The sequence below is a fragment of the Prauserella salsuginis genome (assembly GCF_024648885.1).
Taxonomy (GTDB): Bacteria; Actinomycetota; Actinomycetes; order Mycobacteriales; family Pseudonocardiaceae; genus Prauserella; species Prauserella salsuginis.
Genome location: NZ_JANBBF010000001.1, coordinates 1 through 19,644 on the forward strand (window position 1 = coordinate 1; position 19,644 = coordinate 19,644).

Below are 19,644 nucleotides of genomic sequence, written 5' to 3' on the forward strand. Positions count from 1 at the left end.
GGTTATTGGTTGTGTGTATTGGGGGGTTGGGGTTTTTTATGTGCTGGTTGTTGCTGTTTTTCGGGGTGGTGGGTGATTGTTGGCGGGTCCGGTTTTTGTGTTTCTTCGGTGAGGAGTTTGTTGTGCGGTTGCAGGTGGCGTTGGATGTTGTGGATTTGCCGTCGGCGTTGACGTTGGCGCATCAGGTGTCTGAGCATGTGGACATTTTGGAGTTGGGTACGCCGTTGGTGAAGTCGGCGGGTATCGGTGCGGTGAGTGCGGTGAAGGCGGCGCATCCGGACAAGTTGGTGTTCGCGGATTTGAAGACTGCGGATGCGGGTGAGTTGGAGGCCGGGTTGGCGTTCGAGGCCGGTGCGGATCTGGTGACGGTGATGGGCACGGCTGATGACGACACGGTGCGGGGTGCGGTGGCTGCGGGCCTCAAGTACGGCAAGAGTGTGGTGGCGGACATGATCACGGTGGTGCAGGGCCGGGTGGATCGGATCCGTGAGGTGGCCAAGATGGGGGTGTCGTTCGTGGAGATCCATGCGGGTCTGGACGAGCAGGCGCGGCCGGGGTATTCGATCGAGACGTTGTTGGCTGATGGTCGTGAGGCCGGGGTGCCGTTCTCGATCGCTGGTGGTGTGGGTCCGGACACGATCGGTTCGGTGCGCGAGGCCGGTGCCACGGTGGCGGTGGCCGGTGGGGCGATCTACAACGCCCCGGACCCGGGCGCGGCCGCCCGCGAACTCCGCAAGCGCGCCAACGCCTGACCCACCACACCCACGTGCCCCCGGGCACCACAACCCGACATCCACGGCCTTCCGGCGGGTGGAGCCGTCCATCCGCCGGAAGTCTCGTGGCAACCGAATCGTGAAATGGATCCGCCGGTTTCACGAGGAAGCGAGTGGGAATTCCGCTCGATCGGTGAGGCGAGATTCGCGGGAAACGATCGCGTGGCGGGGTTCACGCCTGCCGCCTGTTTGTGGCAGTCAAGGAAAACCGAAATCAACAGGAGTGCGTTTCGATGGCAGCAAACGAGTCGGTCTCGGACCACCGGGTGACCCAATCAGCTGACGAGGTTGTTCGCTTGACCACCAAGCGGATCCCCGACGACTGGACCGAGCTGGACCAGCGCGCGGTGGAGACGGCTCGGGTGCTGGCGGCGGACGCCGTCGAGCAGTGCGGGAGCGGGCACCCCGGCACGGCGATGAGTCTCGCGCCCGCCGCGTACGCGCTGTTCCAGCGGGTCATGCGGCACGACCCCGCCGATGCGGAGTGGATCGGCAGGGACCGGTTCGTGCTGTCGGCCGGGCATTCGAGTCTCACCCTGTACATTCAGCTGTTCCTCTCCGGCTACGGTCTCGAGCTCGACGACCTGAAGGCGTTGCGCACGTGGGACTCGCTCACGCCGGGGCATCCCGAGTACGGGCACACCACGGGCGTCGAGACCACCACCGGGCCGCTCGGCCAGGGACTGGCCAACGCGGTCGGCATGGCCATGGCGTCCCGTCGTGAACGCGGGCTGTTCGACCCCGACGCCGAGCAGGGCACGAGCGTGTTCGACCATCAGATCTACGTGGTCGCCTCCGACGGCGACATCGAGGAGGGCGTCACGTCGGAGGCCTCGTCGCTGGCAGGCACCCAGCAGCTCGGCAACCTCACGGTGATCTACGACAGCAACGAGATCTCTATCGAGGACGACACGCACATCGCGTTGTCCGAGGACACCGCCAAGCGCTACGAGTCCTACGGCTGGCAGGTGCTCACGGTGCACGGCGGCGAGGACGTGGCCGGCTTCCTGGACGCAGTCGAACAGGCCGAGCGCGAGACCTCCAGGCCGACCCTGATCGTGCTCCGCACCGTGATCGGTTATCCAGCACCGACGAAGATGAACTCCGGAAAGGCGCACGGTGCGGCCCTGGGCGGCGAGGAACTGGCGGGGCTCAAGCGCACGGTCGGTTTCGACCCGGAGCGGAGCTTCCAGGTCGACGACGACGTGCTGCGCCACACCCGTGCGGTGGCCGAGCGGGGAAGGGCCGACCACGAGAAGTGGCAGCTCGAGTTCGACGCCTGGGCACGGAGCAATCCCGAGCGCAAGGCGCTGCTGGACCGCCTCGGCTCCCGCGAGCTGCCCGCCGGGTGGGCGGACGAGCTGCCGGTGTGGGAGCCCGACGAGCAGGGCGTCGCCACCCGTAAGGCGTCGGCCGCCGTGCTGGCGAAGCTCGGTGACGTGCTGCCGGAGCTGTGGGGCGGTTCGGCGGATCTGGCCGAGAGCAACAACACCACGATCAAGGGCGCGGACTCCTTCGGCCCGGAAGAGATCTCCACGAATGCCTGGAAGGCGCAGCCGTACGGCCGCACCCTGCACTTCGGCATCCGCGAGCACGCGATGGGTTCGATTCTCAACGGCATCGCACTGCACGGCGGAACCCGTCCGTACGGCGGCACTTTCCTGATCTTCAGTGACTACATGCGCCCTGCGGTTCGCCTGGCCGCGCTCATGCGGCTGCCTGTCGTCTACGTGTGGACGCACGATTCGATCGGCCTCGGCGAGGACGGCCCGACCCACCAGCCCGTCGAACAGCTGGCGTCGCTGCGCGCCATCCCCGGCCTGTCGATGGTGCGGCCTGCTGACGCGAACGAGACCGCGCATGCCTGGAAGGCCGTGCTGGAGGACACCGGAGGGCCGGCCGGACTGGCGCTGACCCGGCAGAATGTGCCGACCCTGGAAGGTACCTCGGCCGAGGGGGTCGCCCGCGGCGGTTACATACTGGCCGAGGCGTCCTCGGGCAGTCCCGACGTGGTGCTCGTCGGCACCGGCTCCGAGGTCCAGCTGGCGGTCGAAGCCAGGGACGTGCTTGAGGCCGACGGGGTGGCCACGCGGGTCGTGTCGATGCCGTGCGTGGAGTGGTTCGATCACCAGGACCGGTCGTACCGGGAGCAGGTTCTGCCTCCGTCGGTGCGTGCCAGGGTGGTCGTCGAGGCCGGAATCGCGCAGCCGTGGCACCGGTTCGCCGGGGACGCGGGCGAGGTCGTCTCGTTGGAGCACTTCGGTGCTTCGGCCGACTTCAAGACATTGTTCAGCGAGTTCGGCATCACGGCCGAGGCCGTGGTCGAGGCGGCACGGCGCAGCATGCGGTTGGCGCGCTCGAGCTGAGGTCCGGCGGACCCGGTCGCGGGACTCGCGGGCAGTATTCGTTATCCCAATCACGCGATAATGGTTGTAAATGCCGTGAACCTTGCTGCCCGCCGAGTCGGTGGCAGACCATTGTTATGGCTTTCTTGGCCGTCCGGACGACGGTTCTTGCCGATGACCCGTAATCCATACCAGGCAAGTGTCCGGTGAATGTTGTCCGGTTCCGAAAGTGGAGGGAAATTCCGTTGACGAAGTCGATGCCGAAGAAGCTTGATGACACTCTTTTCTCGGATGCGACACGTGCTGTCGTCGGTGAGGTGGACAGGGTAAGCGCGGCGGTGCAGTCCGCGGCGTGGATCCGTGCCGGTGCCCTGTTGCTCGAGGCGCCGGCGGTGTTCACCATCGGGACCGGACGGAGCGGACTCGCTCTGCAGATGGCCGCGATGCGGTTCATGCACCTTGGGCTCGCCACGCACGTCGTCGGCGAGACGACCGCTCCGGCTATCGGTGCGCGCGACGTCCTGGTCGCGGCCTCGGGTTCCGGGTCGACGAAGCGAGTGGTCCGGGCAGCTGAGACCGCTCGTGAGCAGGGCGCCGAGGTGGTCGCGCTGACCACGGCTCCGGAATCCGCGCTCGCCAGGGCCGCTACCGAGGTACTCGTGGTGCCTGCGGCGGACAAGCAGGACTTCGACGGGAACGCCTCCGTCCAGTACGGCGGCAGCCTGTTCGAGCAGTCGGTGCTGCTGGTCACCGATGCGCTGTTCCACGCTCTCTGGCAGACCAGCGGAACGCAGGCGCGCGAACTGTGGCGCCTCCACGCGAATCTCGAATGAGGGCATAATCGCCGATTTCGCCGCGATTCATCGTTTTCCGAAAGCGGACATGTGCGATTCGTTCGGACGGTGTGCGGCTCGGGCGATCTCGCTGTGCTGATTCTACCCGCAGGAACAGGAGACCATGATGCAGTCTCAGAATGAGATCACCCCGGTGAATCGTGGCGATATTCGAGCGCTGGAGTCCGTGGCGCTGGAGGCGACCCGGAGTGCGGCGGTCGCGAGCTACGAGTGGGTCGGCCGGTACGACCAGGATGCGGCCGACGCCGCGGCCACCAGGGCCATGCGGGAGGCGTTGGCCGGCGCGCCCGGGCGGGGGACCGTCGTGATCGGGGAGGGCGAGAAGGACGACGCCCCGATGCTGTTCAACGGTGAGGTAGTGGGCAACGGGTTCGGCCCCGAGTTCGACATCGCCGTCGATCCGCTCGAGGGAACCTCGTTCTGCGCGAAGGATCTTCCCGGTGCGCTGGCCACGATCGCGTTCGGGGAGCGGGGCACCCTGTGGTCGCCGGGGCCCGGGTTCTACATGGACAAGATCGTGGTGCCGCCGGAGGCGAAACACAGCATCGATCTCGACGACCCGCCGGAGCAGACGCTGGCCAACGTCGCGAAGGCTCTCGGCAAGCAGGTCGGTGAGCTTCGCGTCATGATCATGGACAAGCCGCGGCACAAGACACTGATCGAACGTGTGGTGCAGGCCGGTGCGTCGGTGCAAACGCCGGCGGGAGGCGATGTCGGAGGGAGTCTGGCGGTACTCCTGCCGACGCTCGACGTCGATCTGCTCCTCGGCGTCGGCGGCACCCCCGAAGGTGTCATGACGGCCGCGGCGGTCGGCGCGCTGGGCGGGGGCATGCTGGGTCGCCTGGCTCCCCAACGTGACGAGGAGGCCGATGCCATCCGCGCGGCGGGAATGTCGCTCGACCGCATCTACAGCTGCGACGAGCTCGTGGCCGGCGACGCCTTCTTCGTCGCCACAGGCGTCAGCGGGGGCACCCTTCTCGGGCGGCCACAGACCCGCGAAGGCGCGGCGACCGCCGAATCGCTCCTGATCTCGAGGAACCAGATTCGCCGCATCGCCCACACGACGTTCGACGAAGCCGCGGGTTAGGCCGCATCGGCTTCGCCGTGCAACCCGCCATATTCGATGACGACCAGGGAGCTTCGGTGACGCTGTATCTCGACGACCTCCGCGTTCGTCATCTCGGCGAGTGTCGTTACGATTCGCCGCTCTCCGAGATGCTCACGACGAAACAGACCTCTCCGCACTACGTCGCGGAGGGCGATCGGGTCCTGCTGGAGGACACCGTGTCCATGCTCGCCGGGCACGACGTTCCTCCGGAACAGGTCCCGAGTTTCGAAGCCGCGGGTCCCCGCAAGAAGATCTACTTCGACCCGTCGTCGGTCACCGCCGGAATCCTCACGTGCGGTGGACTGTGCCCGGGGCTCAACAACGTCATCCGAGGGCTCGTGCAGGAACTCGCCGTGCACTACAAGGTGAAGCGGATTCTCGGGTTCCGGAACGGACTGCGCGGCCTGACGTCCGAGCACCGCGACGACACGGTCGAGCTGACGCCGGAGCATGTTCGCGACATCCATAACGCGGGCGGCACCATCCTGGGCAGTTCGCGCGGCAACCAGGACCCCGACGAGATGGTCGACAGCCTCGTCGAACACGGTGTCGACGTCCTGTTCGTGATCGGTGGCGACGGAGGTATGCGGGCCGCGACGTGCCTCAGCAACGCGATCGAGGCGCGGGGACTGGACATCGCCGTCATCGGCGTGCCGAAGACGATCGACAACGACCTGCCTTTCACGGATCAGTCGTTCGGGTTCCAGAGCGCGTTCGCCAGCGCGATGGACTTCATCTCGTCGGTTTCGGTCGAAGCCGCGGCAAGTCCGAACGGTGTCGGACTCGTGAAACTGATGGGCCGGCACTCCGGGTTCATCGCCGCCTACGCCGCGTTGGCGGCCAACGGTGCCGACATCGTCCTGATCCCGGAGATCCCGTTCGCGCTCGACGGGCCAGAAGGGCTGTTGGCCTATGTCGAGCAGCACGTGCGGAAGAAGGGCTACGTCGTCATCGTGCTCGCCGAAGGGGCGGGCCAGGACCTGCTCGAGGACGCGGACCTGTCCCATCGGAACGGCAAGGCGACCGACGCGTCGGGAAACGTCAAGCTCGGCAAGATCGACGATCTGCTCAAGGAGCGCATCACCGACCACCTGACCGCGGTCGGCCTGGCCCCCACGATGCGGTACATCGACCCGAGCTACGCCATCCGCAGCGTCGTCGCGAACGCCTACGACAGCGTCTACTGCCTGCGGCTGGCCCACGCCGCGGCGCACGCGGCGATGGCGGGCAGGACCGAGGTGGCCGTCGCGCGCTGGCGGCGGCGTTTCGTGCACGTGCCGCTGTCGCTGATGACCAGCCGCCGGAACCAGGTCGATCCCGACGGTGACCTGTGGATGTCGGTACTCGAAACCACGTGCCAGCCTGCGGAGTTCGGGGTGCAGCGGGAGGGCGAGAAGGTCCCCTCCGGGTTCTGTTGACCCCGGGACGCGGTTCCACGGCGACGGTTCGGTCCGCCGAGCCGTCGCCGGCGGACGCAGGCACCGGCCGTTTGCGCTCGGTGCCGCGCCGTCGTGGTGCACGGTGACGTCGCGACGACGGCCGGACTGGTGACGGGCGCGTCAGGTGGGGAAGTGGCCGAGCTGGGCTGACAGCTCCATCGCCGCCTCCCGCATCGGGCCGATGATCTGCCGGATGCGCTGCCGGGAAAGGCGATACGACGGCCCGGAGGCGCTCATCGCCGCGATCACCGATCCGCCGTCGCCGTAGATCGGTACCGCCACGGCGTGCAGCCCGAGTTCGAACTCCTCGAAGCAGGCGGCGTACCCGTCGTCGGCGATCCGGCTGAGCTCGGCCGTCAGCTCGTCGGGTGCCGTCGTGGTGCGGGGCGTGTACTCCTCGAGGCGCCCGCGCAGCATGTCGCGCCGCTGCGCGGGCGGCATGTACGCCAGCAGTACCTTGCCGCTGGACGTCGCGTGCAGCGGTGTGCGCCTGCCGGTCCAGTTCTGTGCCGTGATCGACGCCGACCCGACGGCCTGGCTGATGTTGATCGCGATGCCGCCGTCGGCGACCGCGATGTTGACCGTCTCGCCGAGTGAGTCGGCCAGGCCCTGGCAGGTCTGGTTGCCCAGCTTGGCCAGGTCCATCCGGCTGGTCGCGGCGCCCGCGAGCCGGACGATCCCCAGTCCGATCTGGTACTTGCCCCGGTCGCTGACCTGCTCGACGAGGTTGCGCATCTCCAGCGCGGAGACGAGCCGCGACGCGGTGGACTTGTGCACGCCCAGTTCGTCGGCGATCTCGGTGATGCCGGCCTCGCCGTCCTTGGCGAGATGCTCGAGGATGCTCACCGCGCGGTCGACGGACTGCACCGGGCTCTTCGGCTCTTCGGGCTGGTCCGGTTCGGCGACGGGTTCGGGGCCGAGGCCGGTCCGGACCGGTTCGGCGGCGCCCAACGGAGAGTCATCGGAGTTCCGGGCGGCGGGAGGGGCAGCGTCGGAGTTCCGCATAACGCAACAGTAACTCTTACAGCGACGAGAATCGCCCCTTTCGGCGGTAGATGTGAGGTATCACCTTGTCGAGTCCGCCGCAGCCGCTCGCACGAGTAACCGTCCAGCGGCCCGTGGGCCATGTCGTTACGCCAGTCGGAGCAGTGACCGGATGCTGCGGACACGCCGAACCAGGGTCTCCCGCAGTCGCGGGGGACCACAGTGCGAATATGGGCGACATGAAGGCACGTGTGCTGGTCGTCGACGACGACCCCGCTCTCGCGGAGATGCTGACCATCGTGCTGCGCGGTGAGGGCTTCGAGACCGCGGTCGTGTCCGACGGTTCCCGCGCGCTGTCGGCGTTCCGCGAGATGAAGCCCGACCTGGTGCTGCTCGACCTCATGCTGCCCGGGATGAACGGCATCGACGTCTGCAAGGCCATCCGCGCCGAATCGGGCGTCCCGGTCGTCATGCTCACGGCCAAGAGCGACACGGTGGACATCGTGCTGGGCCTCGAATCCGGGGCCGACGACTACGTCGTCAAGCCGTTCAAGCCGAAGGAACTCGTCGCACGCGTGCGCGCCCGCCTGCGCCACAACGACGGGGAACCGGCCGAGTCGCTCGTCATCGGCGACCTCGCCATCGACGTGCCCGGTCACCAGGTGACCAGGGAGGGCGAGCCCATCTCGCTCACGCCGCTGGAGTTCGACCTGCTCGTGGCGCTCGCGCGCAAGCCGAGGCAGGTGTTCACCCGCGAGGTGTTGCTCGAGCAGGTGTGGGGTTACCGGCACGCGGCGGACACCCGGCTGGTCAACGTCCACGTGCAGCGGCTGCGGTCGAAGGTGGAGCGCGATCCGGAACACCCCGAGGTCGTGCTGACCGTGCGCGGTGTGGGCTACAAGGCGGGCCCACCATAATCGGCTCATGAGAGATCGCCTGACCGGACTCGGCGGGCTGCTGCTGGGGCTGGCCCGCCGCGTCGCGGCGTTCGGGCGGCGTAAGAGCACCGCGTTCAGCGAGCTGTGGCGGCATTCGCTGCAGTTCAGGGTCACGGTGTCGACGCTGGCGATGTCGGCCGCGGTCGTGTTCGTGCTCGGTATGGTGCTGCAGAATCAGATCACCGACCGGCTCATGACGACCAAGGAGGACGCAGCCACCGCCCAGCTCGACGCGGTGGTGCGCACCGTCGAGAGCGAACTCGTCGGGGACGCGGGCCAGGACGACGCCCTGCGCGAGCGGCTCACGAACGCGGTCAACCGCATCACGACCAGCTCGGTCGCGGCACAGGACGCGTCCAGCTCGGCAGCAGGCACGTTCGAACCCGTGCTCGCCGCGGGCGACCCGGAACGCCCCGCGAGCCGCACGATCTCCGCAGGGCCCTACGACAAGGTCTCCGACCGGCTGCGCGGGTTCGTCGAGAACAACACGCCGGCCAAGGAGTTCCACACCGCGGACGGCACGACGTACCTCGCGATCGGTGCGCCGATCACGACGACGACCCGCCCGCTCCAGGTCTACCTGCTGTTCCCGCTCACCTCGGAGCAGAACACGGTCGCGACGGTGCAGAACACACTGGTCGTGGGCAGTTTCGCGTTGCTCGCCCTGCTGGCGGGCATCACCAACATCGTGGTGCGGCAGGTCGTCCAGCCGGTGCGCAGGGCTGCCGGTGCGGCGGAACAGTTCGCGCACGGGGAGCTGGACCGCAGGCTCGAGGTCATCGGCGAGGACGATTTGTCGAAGCTGGCCGTCGCCTACAACGAGATGGCGGCGAGTATCCAGCGGCAGATCCGGCAGCTCGAGGAGTTCGGCGAGCTGCAACGTCGGTTCACCTCGGACGTCTCCCACGAGCTGCGCACCCCGCTGACCACGGTGCGGATGGCCGCGGACGTGCTGCACGCCTCGCGGGAACAGTTCCCCGCCGGGCTGGCGCGGTCGACCGAGCTGCTGACCGACGAACTCGACCGGTTCGAGCAGCTGCTGGCCGACCTGTTGGAGATCTCCCGGCTGGACGCCGGGGTGGAGGAGTTGTCGTCCGAACTCACCGACGTCCGGCCGATCGCGCAGCGCGCGGCCGAGCAGGTGAGCGGGCTCGCCGAGTCGATGGGCAGTCCGATCGAGGTCGACCTGCCCGACAGCCCGGTCGAGGCGGAGGTCGACGCCCGGCGTATCGAACGGATCCTGCGGAACCTGCTGGCCAACGCCGTCGACCACGGCGAGGGCAGGCCGGTTCGGCTGCGTCTCGCGGCGACGGAACCCGAGGTTCCCGCGGCGGCCGAGGCCGTGGACGACACCGCCGGCGAAGGCGGGGACGCCGCCGAGTCCCTCGGGCCCGCGGAGTGGCCGGGCGCCGTGGCCATCACGATCCGGGACCAGGGCGTCGGGCTGCGTCCAGGGGAATCCGAGCTGGTGTTCAACCGATTCTGGCGTGCGGACCCGTCCCGGAACCGGCGGACCGGAGGCACCGGCCTGGGGTTGGCCATCAGCCAGGAGGATGCGCGCCTGCACGGTGGCACACTCGATGCGTGGGGTGAGCCCGACCGCGGGTCGTGTTTCCGCCTCACCCTGCCTCGCAGGGTCGGCGGTGCGTACACCGCGAACCCGCTGCCCCTGCCGCCGGAGGACGCCCGCCCCGCGGCCGATGCCGAAGGGGACCGCGACGTCCGGACCGACCTGCGACCAGGGGAGACGGTGTGACGACTCAGGACTCGTGCGCTCGGGCGCGTCCGCGCCGGCTGCGCCCGTGGGCGGCACTGGGCATGGCCGCCCTGCTGGTGAGCGGTTGCGCCGCGATCCCGGCCGAATCGCAGCCGGAGGCCCTGCCGCAGCAGCAGCGGGGGCAGCAGACCGAGGCCGTTCCGGAACCGGCACCCGGACTGGACCCGTTGTCGGTCGTGCGGGAGTTCGTGGAGGCGAGCGCCGAGCCGGCCAGCGACTACGCGGCCGCGCGTGCCTACCTGTCGCAGCGGGCACGGAAGCAGTGGCAGCCCGACCAGTCCGTCGCCGTGATCGAGGACGAGTTCAGCACCGTCTTCGGCTCCGAAGACGAGTCGAGCGGACCCGCCACCACCCGGCCCGACGCGGAACCCGGCGAACGCCGCGAGGAGCGCGGCGGTGACGAGGCAGGCGAGGACTCGGGCGGCGACGGCCCGGACGGCGATCAGGGTGCCGCGCCGCGCAGCACACCCCGGCCGGCGGGTCCCAACGAGCAGGCCCCGACGGCCACGACGTCGCCCCCGGACGGATCGACGGCCTCGCCGCCGCCGGACGAACAAATGGTCACGGTCCGCGGCGGGCACGTCGGCAGGCTGGCCGCCGACAGTTCGTTCATCCCCGCCGACGACGCCGTCGAGCAGAACGTGCGCCTGCGCAAGGAGAACGGGGAGTGGCGGATCATCGATCCGCCGCAGAGCGTGCTGATCACGGTCTCGGACTTCGACGAGACCTACTTCCGTGTGCCGGTGTACTTCTTCGCCCCGGAGTCGAACGTGCTGGTGCCCGACCTTCGGTACGTCGTGGCCAGCCCGCAGTCGGGGCTGCCTGCGCGGGTGGTGGACCTGTTGCTGGCCGGCCCGTCGGACGGGCTGACCGGAGCGGTCCGCAACCCGCTGGGCGACACCGCTTCACTCAAGACGAACGTGACGACCACGCGGGATGGTGCGCTGGCCGTACCGCTCACCGGGGTCGAGGACAAGAGCGACCACGACCGGGAACTCATCGTGGCGCAGCTCGTGCGGTCGCTGCAGACGGTCACGACGAGCCGGGTCAGGCTGCTGTCGAACGGCAGCCCGCTCGTGGAGGACCACCGCGACTGGCGACCAGGTGAGCTGCCGTCCTACCAGGCGGCGGCGACGCCGAGCTCCGACCTGCCCGGTCTCATGACCTCCGGTGGCAAGGTCTTCTCGCTGGGCAACGGGGCTCCGATCCCGGGGCCCGCGGGGTCGGGCAACGCCCAGGTGCAGAGCGCGGCCCAGTCGCTCGGCGGGGACCAGCTGGCCGTCGTCGAACAGGCCGACCGCGGGGTGCGGCTGCGGATAGGGCCGTACGGTTCGCGAGGACAGGCCGTCGAACTCGATGCGCGCTCGATGACCCGGCCGACGTGGGTGCCTGCGACCACGCGCAGCGAACAGTCGCGCGAGGTGTGGACCGTCACCGGCGGTGACCGGGTGGTGCAGGTCGTCACCGACGCCGAGGGCCGGTGGGTCACGCAGTCGGTGAACTCGGCCGAGATCAACCCGATCGGTGACATCGACGAGCTGCGGTTGTCACGCGACGGCACGCGGGCCGCGATGGTCATCGGCGGGAAGGTCGTCGTCGCGGCGGTCGTGCGGGATGCCGACAGCCGGGCGTCGGTGTCGTTGCGTTCGCCGCGGGTGCTCCAGGGCAATGAGCTCGACGACGCGGTCGCACTGGACTGGACGGGGCAGGACGCCCTCGCGGTCGCCACCCAGTCGGAGTCGAGTCCCGTGGTGCGCGTGCCGGTCGACGGGCTGCGGCTCGACCAGTTCAACAGTTCGAACCTCATCGCGCCGATGCGCGGCATCACCGCCGCCCCGGGGCGGCCCACGGTCGTCGCCGACGCGACGGGGCTGTGGACGGCGAGCGACCTCGGCGACGTGTGGCGTCCGCACGATCAGCGTTCGGCGTCAGCGGTGCCGTTCTACCCCGGGTGACGTCCACCCGCTGCGCCCGGGAACCGGCGAGGAACGGGCCGCGGCGGTGGCCCGCAGGCGCCGGAAATGTCGGGCCAGAGCGGCATGCTGCCGGACGTGACGAAACGAGGGATGGCCGCGGGCGCCGCGGCGCTGCTGGACCTGGTGCTGCCGGAGAGCTGTGCGGGCTGTGATGCACCGGGGCAGGCGTGCTGCGGGTCGTGCCTCGCCGCGTTCGGCGCCCCGCGGCCCGTTGCCGTCGACGATTCCGGCGCGTCGGGCGGGCCCACGTATGCGCTCGCGCGGCACGCCGACGTCGCCAGGACGCTCGTCGTGGCGCACAAGGAACGCGGCAGGCGAAGCCTGACCCGCCCGCTGGGCAGCGCCCTCGCCGCAGCCGTGCCGCACCTGCCGGGGGCGAGGCCCGACGCCGCAGGCACCTGGTGGCTGGTCCCGGCGCCGTCCCGGCCCAGCGCCGCCCGCGCCCGGGGCGGTTCACACGTGCTGGCCCTCGCGAGGGCGGGCGCGGCTGTACTGAGCGAGGCGGGCCTGCCGGCCGCGGTCGCACCGGCGCTCCGGCTCGCAGTGGGGGCGCGTGACGCCGTCGGGCTCGACCGTGCCCAGCGCACGGCGAACCTCGCGGGCAGGCTCCGGGTCACGGCGGCGGGCGCGCCGCCGCCCGGCGTTCCGGTGGTGTTGCTGGACGACGTCGTCACCACCGGGGCGACCCTGGGCGCATGCCGTACCGCGCTACGGCGGGCCGGAATCGAACCCTGTGCGGCGCTGACCCTGACGGCGGCCTGATTCGCACGGCCGGTTCGGTGCGGCCGGTTCCTGCGGCCCGGCGCACCCGGTGTGCGTGGCCGGCGGTACCGCTCACCGCAAAGGTCGCGCGATCGGGTGAGTCGGAACCGTGGCGGCCGGCTGTTCGTTGTCCCGGTATGAGCAACCTCCCCGTCACCATCCGCCAGGCGCTCATGTGCTCGTCGTGCGGCGGTCGGGTGTCGTTCACTCCGATGTTGCTCCGATCGAGTCCGGACAAGGGCTTGCATGCCGGTTCGCGGTTTCGGAACGTGACCGTGGTTCACCGTCCGACGTCCCCCGCACCGGGGGCTGTTCTCCGAGCCGGAACCGGGCTAATGTGCACCGCTAACAGCAATTCCCGGCAGCAGGGAGGTGGCCAGTAAATGTCCCTGGCGCCGGCGGAAAGCTGAAATCCCCGAAATTGATCAACACGTCTCATGAATGAGGCATGATCGATTTCTTCTCCCCGGTGCCGGTGTTCGCTGCAATGGACTCGCATTCTGCGAGGGAGGTCGCGTATGGATATCGTCGTCAAGGGCCGCAACGTGGAGGTCCCGGAGCACTACCGGCAGCACGTGAGTGAGAAGCTGGACCGGCTCGAACGATACGACCGCAAAGTCATCCGCTACGAGGTGGAGCTTTTCCACGAGCGCAATCGACGCCAATCCAAGAACTGCCAGCGTGTGGAAATCACGGGTAGGGGTAAGGGACCTGCCATGCGTGCGGAGGCAAGCGCGGGCGATTTCTACGCCGCGCTCGACGCCGCGGTGAGTAAGCTCGAGAATCGGATGCGTCGGGCACACGACCGTAGAAAGGTGCATTACGGACGGCGCGTTCCGGAATCCGTTGCAGAGGCCACCGCGGGCGGGGCCGACGGCCGGTCCGGCGGCGCTACGACCGCCGTCATGGAGGCACCCATGGAGACCGAGGACATGAACGGCGCGGTCATGTCGTCGGCAGCGGACACCGTCAGCGCGGACGGCGCCATCAGGCTCCCGTCCCAGCGGCTCGACGACGGCTTCGACGATCTGGCGATCGACGACCGAGGCGATATCGGTGACGACCACGAACCCGGCCGCATCGTGCGCGAGAAACAGCACTCGGCCAAACCGATCACCGTGGACGAGGCTCTCTCCGAGATGGAACTCGTCGGGCACGACTTCTATCTGTTCAACGACGCCGACGCGGGCAAGCCGAGCGTCGTCTACCGCAGGAAGGGATTCGACTACGGCGTGATCCGGCTGGGCTGATCCGGCCGGCCATGCGCCCAACGGTGGCCCGCGTACACCAGGTGTGCGCGGGCCACCGTCATGCCCGGAGCCCGGAGCCCGGAGCCCGGAGCCCGGAGCCCGGAGCCCGGAGCCATCAGGCGGAGGCGCGCCGGGGTGCTGGTGCCGCCGCGGTCGTGTGCGGCGCAGGCCGGGCGGTGTTCAATCGATGTGAGCCCGGAACGGCACTTTCGTCGCACCCGGCGCACTCGCATGCCGAGCCGTGTGCGCACGGGCCTGCGCATTCCCTACGATGGGCATTGCTGCGTGGTCGCGGGTGTGTGCGAAACGCCGGCCGCCGCGCGGCGGACTCGGCTGCCCAGGCGCGGGCCGGGGTGGCGCACGAGAAACCGAACCAACTAGCGAGGTCGACCCGGATGCTTCTGAACCGCCTGCTCCGTGCGGGCGAGGGCAAGATGGTGAAGCGGCTCAGCCGTATCGCTCAGCACATCAACACCCTCGAAGACGACGTCACAGGCCTCTCCGACGCCGAGCTGGCGGCCAAGACGGACGAGTTCCGCAAGCGGCATCAGGAGGACGGGGAGTCGCTCGACGACCTGCTCCCGGAAGCGTTCGCGGTCGCACGTGAGGGCGCCCACCGGGTCCTGGGGCAGCGCCCCTACGACGTGCAGCTGATGGGTGGTGCCGCACTGCACCTCGGCCAGGTCGCCGAGATGAAGACCGGTGAAGGCAAGACCCTGACCTCGGTGATGGCCGTCTACCTCAACGCCATCTCCGGCAAGGGCGTCCACATCGTCACGACCAACGACTACCTGGCGAAACGTGACGCTGAGTGGATGGGCCGGGTGCACCGCTTCCTCGGGGTGAGCGTGGGCTCGATCGTCGCCGACATGCCGCCGTCGCAGCGCAAGGAGGCCTACGACTGCGACGTCACGTACGGCACGAACAACGAGTTCGGTTTCGACTACCTGCGTGACAACATGGCGTGGAGCCTCGACGACTGTGTGCAGCGCGGGCACAACTTCGCCATCGTCGACGAGGTCGACTCGATCCTGATCGACGAGGCGCGGACGCCGCTGATCATCTCGGGTCCCGCGGACCAGTCGTCGCGCTGGTACGTCGAGTTCGCGCGCATGGCGCCGCTGATGCAGAAGGACACCCACTACGAGGTCGACGAGCGCAAGCGCGCGGTCGGTGTCACTGAGGCGGGCGTCGAGTTCGTCGAGGACCAGCTCGGTATCGACAACCTCTACGAGGCGGCCAACACGCCGCTGGTCGGGTTCCTCAACAACGCCCTCAAGGCGAAGGAGCTCTACAACAAGGACAAGGAGTACATCGTCCGCAGCGGTGAGGTCATCATCGTGGACGAGTTCACCGGCCGCGTCCTTGCGGGCAGGCGCTTCAACGAGGGCATGCACCAGGCGATCGAGGCCAAGGAAGGCGTCGAGATCAAGGCCGAGAACCAGACGCTCGCCTCGATCACGCTGCAGAACTACTTCCGCCTCTACGAGAAGCTCTCCGGTATGACCGGTACCGCCGAGACCGAGGCGGCCGAGTTCCACCAGACCTACAAGCTCGGCGTGGTGCAGATCCCGACGAACCGGCCGATGGTCCGTGCCGACGAGTCGGACCTGATCTACAAGTCCGAGCAGGCCAAGTTCGAGGCGGTCGCCGAGGACATCGCCGAGCGGCACGAGAAGGGTCAGCCGGTGCTGGTCGGCACGACCAGTGTCGAGAAGTCGGAGCACCTGTCGAAGCTGCTGCTCAAGCTCAGCGTGCCGCACGAGGTGCTCAACGCGAAGCAGCACCATCGCGAGGCGCTCATCATTGCGAAGGCGGGTCAGCGCGGCGCGGTCACGGTCGCGACGAACATGGCGGGCCGCGGTACCGACATCGTGCTCGGCGGTAACCCGGACATCATCGCCGACGAGACCCTGCGTGAGCGCGGGCTCGACCCGGTCGAGAACTCCGAGGAGTACGAGTCCGCATGGCCGAAGGTGCTCGAGGAGGTCACCGCGGGCGTGAAGGCCGAGGCGGAGACCGTCCGCGACGCGGGCGGTCTGTACGTCCTGGGTACCGAGCGGCACGAGTCGCGGCGGATCGACAACCAGCTGCGCGGCCGTTCGGGTCGGCAGGGTGACCCGGGTGTGTCGCGGTTCTACCTGTCGCTGGGTGACGAGCTCATGCGGCGGTTCAACGCCGCGATGGTCGAGACGGTGATGAACCGGCTCAACCTGCCCGAGGACGTGCCGATCGAGCACAAGATGGTCACCAAGGCCATCAAGAGCGCTCAGACGCAGGTCGAGCAGCAGAACATGGAGATCCGCAAGAACGTCCTCAAGTACGACGAGGTGCTGAACCAGCAGCGCAAGGTGATCTACGCCGAGCGTCGCCGGGTGCTCGAGGGCGAGGACCTGCGCGAGCAGGTGCAGAACATGCTCCGCGACGTCGTCAGCGAGTACGTCAAGGGCGCCACGTCCGAGGGCTACGCCGAGGACTGGGACCTCGAACAGCTGTGGACGGCGCTGAAGACGCTGTACCCGGTGTCGCTGGACTGGGAGCAGCTGGTCGAGGAAGACGAGGACCTCAGTCCCGAACGGCTGCAGGAACTGCTGCTCGAGGACGCCACCGCTGCGTACGAGGCGCGTGAGGCCGAACTCGACACCACGGTCGGCGAGGGCGCCATGCGCGAGCTCGAGCGGCGCGTCGTGCTGTCGGTGCTGGACCGCAAGTGGCGCGAGCACCTCTACGAGATGGACTATCTCAAGGAGGGCATCGGCCTGCGCGCGATGGCGCAGCGTGACCCGCTCGTCGAGTACCAGCGCGAGGGCTTCGACATGTTCTCCGGGATGCTCGAGTCCCTCAAGGAGGAGACGGTCGGCTTCCTGTTCAACCTCCAGGTCGAGGCGCAGCAGCCGCAGGCCGAGGCGCCCGCGGCCGCGGAGGCACCGGTCTCCGGCGCCGCACAGGGCGCCGGGTCGAGCCAGGGTTCGCAGCAGGCCTCGAACCAGGGGGGCGGTTCGCGGTCGGGCAGGCACGCGAAGCCGGCCCCGCCGCAGCCGGCGGCCGAACCGGCCGCGCTGCAGGGCAAGGGGCTCGATGGCGCCGCCGCGCCGCAGGCACTGACGTACTCGGGACCGTCGGAGGACGGCGGTGTCGAGGCCCGCGGCACCGGTGCGGACAAGCCCAAGAACTCCGCAGCGGGCGGCAGCCGGCGCGAACGCCGCGCAGCCGCACGCGAGGAAGCCAAGAAGAACAAGAAGTCCGCCAAGAAGTGAAGGATTTTGGTTGATCGCTTGATCGGCCGTCCGTTCGGCTGAACTGGTCACTGCGTCGGTGCGCCATGGCCTCGAGTGGGGCCTGTCGGGAACGGTTCCCGACAGGCCCCACTCGTGGTTCGGCGGGACGTGCGCCCTGGCCCGGCGGTGTGTCAGGCCGTCCGCGGGTCGAGGACGGCGAACTGGCTGCAGCGCCATTGCCGGTCGCGGCGTTCGAAGCGTGCTGTCACCGCCACGGTTCGCGCCCGCGCCCGTGCGGTCGCCGCGACTTCGAGAGAATCGTCGGCCGACCGGCACAGATGTGCCGATTGCAGTTGATATCGTGGCCGGTTGCGCGGCGTGTCGTCGCGCATTCGGGTGGCGAGTTCGGACGAGAGCCATGGCGTCAGTTGCGCGACCGCGCGCAGTCCACCGTGCACTTCCAGAAGTGCGCCGATTATCCGTTCCACCTGATTCTTCGACAGGTCCCTGCGAGGTCTGCTTCCGGTGCGCTGATCCGGGATTCCGCTCAACAGAGCGGCAATATCGACGTCCGGGAGTGAACCCGACCCGCCGTGGCCGGTCGCCCCGGCGCCGTGGTGCTCGCGCTCGTCGAGCGATTGAATGCGCGGACGGTCGGTCTGAGTAGTCATACTCATTTCCCCCTCTGGGTAATTTCTCGCAATTCCTGCGGGCTCGTCGTGACCCGCTATGGAATAGAGGTTCACCGTGCCGGAACGGATTCCCAAGACGCCCGGTTTGATGTATTTGAAGAAAATGTCCGCGAATGTCGCAACGATCGGCTAGGGCGCCGTCGGGTTACGCTCGTCGGTGTGACCGGATCGGATACCGACGGCCGCACGCTCAGCGGGATCGTGCTCGACTACGCGGGCGTGCTGACCGACAGCGGCGGCGAGAACCTGCTGGAGCTCGTGGACATCGCGCGGGATCACGGGGTGCGCACCGCACTGCTCTCCAACGCGGCCGGCGGCGGGTCCGTACGGCGGCGACTGCACGGGCGGTTCGACGACCTCGTGTTCTCCGGTGAGGTCGCCGTCATGAAACCGGAGCCCGAGATCTTCCTGCTCACGGCGGAGCGGCTCGGTGTGCCACCGGAGGCGTGCGTGTTCGTCGACGACGCCCCGGGCAACGTGTGGGGCGCCGTCGCGGCGGGGATGGTCGGCATCCGGCACAGCAGCGTCGCGGAGACGATCGGCGAGTTGCTGGCGCTGTTCCCCGACCTGCGGGCGGGCACGCCCCGCGAACCCTCGACCGACGCACCGTTCTGACCCGTTCGGTCCCGGCATCGCCCCGGCACCGTTCGACGCGGTGGCGGGGCGGCCGCTGTCGTGCTGACCCTGCGGGCGAGGCTTGTTCAGCCCGCGTTGCCGCGGCGCACCAGCTCGAAGCAGAGCACGGCCGCGGCGGCCGACACGTTCAGCGATTCGACGTCACCGGGCATGGGGATCGACAGCCAGCTGGCGACGTAACCCGCGACGTCGGCGTCCACGCCCTCGGTCTCGCCGCCCAGTACGAACGCCGACCGGGCCGGCAGCTCCGCATCGAAGAGCGACTCGCCGGTGCCGTGGGCCGCATCGGTCGACGTCGAGTCCGTGGAGCCGAGCGCGTACACGGCGAAGCCGGCGTCGGTGAGCTGCTCCGCCGCGTCGAGCGCGGTGCCGGTACGCAGCACGGGTGCGCGGAACGCGACCCCGGCCGAGGCCTTGACCACGAGCGGGTCGAGTGCGGCGACGCCCCTGCGCGGGACGACGATGCCGCCGAGTCCCGCCGCCGTGGCCGTCCGCAGGATCATGCCGACGTTGGCGGGTGTTGTGATGCCGTCGAGCACGAGCAGTGGCGAGGGCGGGTTGCGGTCGGCCAGGGCCTGCGCGAGAGGTCGCATGCGCGGGGCGACGACGTCGGCGAGCACGCCCTGGTCCTGTTTGCCGTTGCCGGCGAGCACCTTCACCCGGTGTGCGCTGGCGTGCTGCACCGCCACCCCCGCGTCGGTCGCCGCCCTGCGGATCTCCGATGCGGCGGCGCCCCGCGCCGTGTCGGCGAGAATCACCTTGTCGACCTCGAGCTCCGGGTCGGTGAGTGCTTCGAGAACGGGCTTGCGGCCGTAGACGGTGAAGAACCGGTCCTTCGGCGATACGGCGTTCGGGTCGGTCACGCTCGTGAGTGTTCCACGTGCCCGGCGGG

15 protein-coding genes are annotated in these 19,644 nt (G+C 69.0%); 12 read left to right on the forward strand and 3 right to left on the reverse strand.

Features of this window, described 5'->3' with window-relative positions; all coding sequences use genetic code 11:
• The 5 genes from hxlA to LY40_RS00025 all read left to right on the forward strand — a co-directional run.
• Nucleotides 1–752, forward strand: a 752-nt coding sequence (gene hxlA / locus LY40_RS00005; RefSeq protein ID WP_307876495.1) for a 3-hexulose-6-phosphate synthase, incomplete at its 5' end; no start/stop codon positions are given.
• Between the two features lie 254 nt (nucleotides 753–1,006).
• Nucleotides 1,007–3,139: a transketolase gene (gene tkt, locus LY40_RS00010; RefSeq protein WP_258935535.1), complete on the forward strand. Its 2,133-nt coding sequence runs from the start codon at nucleotides 1,007–1,009 to the stop codon at nucleotides 3,137–3,139.
• A 236-nt stretch (nucleotides 3,140–3,375) separates the two neighbouring features.
• Nucleotides 3,376–3,951, forward strand: coding sequence for a 6-phospho-3-hexuloisomerase (gene hxlB, locus LY40_RS00015; protein WP_183785530.1), 576 nt, complete (start codon nucleotides 3,376–3,378; stop codon nucleotides 3,949–3,951).
• 127 nt (nucleotides 3,952–4,078) lie between these two features.
• Nucleotides 4,079–5,059 carry a class II fructose-bisphosphatase gene (gene glpX / locus LY40_RS00020; RefSeq protein ID WP_258935537.1) on the forward strand — a complete coding sequence of 327 codons (981 nt, stop codon included), beginning with the start codon at nucleotides 4,079–4,081 and terminating at the stop codon, nucleotides 5,057–5,059.
• 56 nt (nucleotides 5,060–5,115) lie between these two features.
• A complete protein-coding gene (locus LY40_RS00025; protein ID WP_183783339.1) occupies nucleotides 5,116–6,498 on the forward strand; it encodes an ATP-dependent 6-phosphofructokinase in 1,383 nt (460 codons plus the stop codon).
• Nucleotides 6,499–6,639: 141 nt separating this feature from the next.
• Here LY40_RS00025 and LY40_RS00030 read toward each other — a convergent pair whose 3' ends face one another.
• Nucleotides 6,640–7,386 (reverse strand): IclR family transcriptional regulator, encoded by a 747-nt coding sequence (locus LY40_RS00030; protein ID WP_258935589.1) that lies wholly within the window; start codon nucleotides 7,384–7,386, stop codon nucleotides 6,640–6,642.
• A 356-nt stretch (nucleotides 7,387–7,742) separates the two neighbouring features.
• Between LY40_RS00030 and mtrA the strand changes: the two genes are divergently transcribed.
• From mtrA to secA, 6 genes are all read left to right on the forward strand, one after another.
• Nucleotides 7,743–8,420, forward strand: coding sequence for an MtrAB system response regulator MtrA (gene mtrA, locus LY40_RS00035; protein ID WP_221213272.1), 678 nt, complete (start codon nucleotides 7,743–7,745; stop codon nucleotides 8,418–8,420).
• 7 nt (nucleotides 8,421–8,427) lie between these two features.
• On the forward strand, nucleotides 8,428–10,197 hold the full coding sequence (locus LY40_RS00040) for an ATP-binding protein (RefSeq protein WP_183783345.1): 1,770 nt from the start codon (nucleotides 8,428–8,430) through the stop codon (nucleotides 10,195–10,197).
• Between the two features lie 62 nt (nucleotides 10,198–10,259).
• Nucleotides 10,260–12,173, forward strand: a complete 1,914-nt coding sequence (locus LY40_RS00045; RefSeq protein ID WP_258935590.1) for an LpqB family beta-propeller domain-containing protein — start codon at nucleotides 10,260–10,262, stop codon at nucleotides 12,171–12,173.
• A gap of 96 nt (nucleotides 12,174–12,269) precedes the next feature.
• Complete coding sequence (locus LY40_RS00050) at nucleotides 12,270–12,956, forward strand: ComF family protein (protein ID WP_308216699.1); 687 nt, start codon at nucleotides 12,270–12,272, stop codon at nucleotides 12,954–12,956.
• Between the two features lie 518 nt (nucleotides 12,957–13,474).
• Nucleotides 13,475–14,206 carry a ribosome hibernation-promoting factor, HPF/YfiA family gene (gene hpf, locus LY40_RS00055; RefSeq protein WP_183783347.1) on the forward strand — a complete coding sequence of 244 codons (732 nt, stop codon included), beginning with the start codon at nucleotides 13,475–13,477 and terminating at the stop codon, nucleotides 14,204–14,206.
• Nucleotides 14,207–14,601: 395 nt separating this feature from the next.
• A complete protein-coding gene (gene secA, locus LY40_RS00060) occupies nucleotides 14,602–17,463 on the forward strand; it encodes a preprotein translocase subunit SecA (RefSeq protein WP_258935538.1) in 2,862 nt (953 codons plus the stop codon).
• Between the two features lie 152 nt (nucleotides 17,464–17,615).
• On the opposite strand, the gene LY40_RS00065 is transcribed toward secA, so the two are convergent.
• Nucleotides 17,616–18,170 (reverse strand): Rv3235 family protein, encoded by a 555-nt coding sequence (locus LY40_RS00065; protein WP_258935539.1) that lies wholly within the window; start codon nucleotides 18,168–18,170, stop codon nucleotides 17,616–17,618.
• Nucleotides 18,171–18,275: 105 nt separating this feature from the next.
• Between LY40_RS00065 and LY40_RS00070 the strand changes: the two genes are divergently transcribed.
• Nucleotides 18,276–18,731 carry an HAD-IA family hydrolase gene (locus LY40_RS00070; protein ID WP_258935540.1) on the forward strand — a complete coding sequence of 152 codons (456 nt, stop codon included), beginning with the start codon at nucleotides 18,276–18,278 and terminating at the stop codon, nucleotides 18,729–18,731.
• An 86-nt stretch (nucleotides 18,732–18,817) separates the two neighbouring features.
• Here the strand turns inward: LY40_RS00070 and LY40_RS00075 are convergent, their stop codons facing one another.
• Nucleotides 18,818–19,615, reverse strand: a complete 798-nt coding sequence (locus tag LY40_RS00075) for a TrmH family RNA methyltransferase (protein ID WP_258935541.1) — start codon at nucleotides 19,613–19,615, stop codon at nucleotides 18,818–18,820.
• Nucleotides 19,616–19,644: the final 29 nt, after the last annotated feature.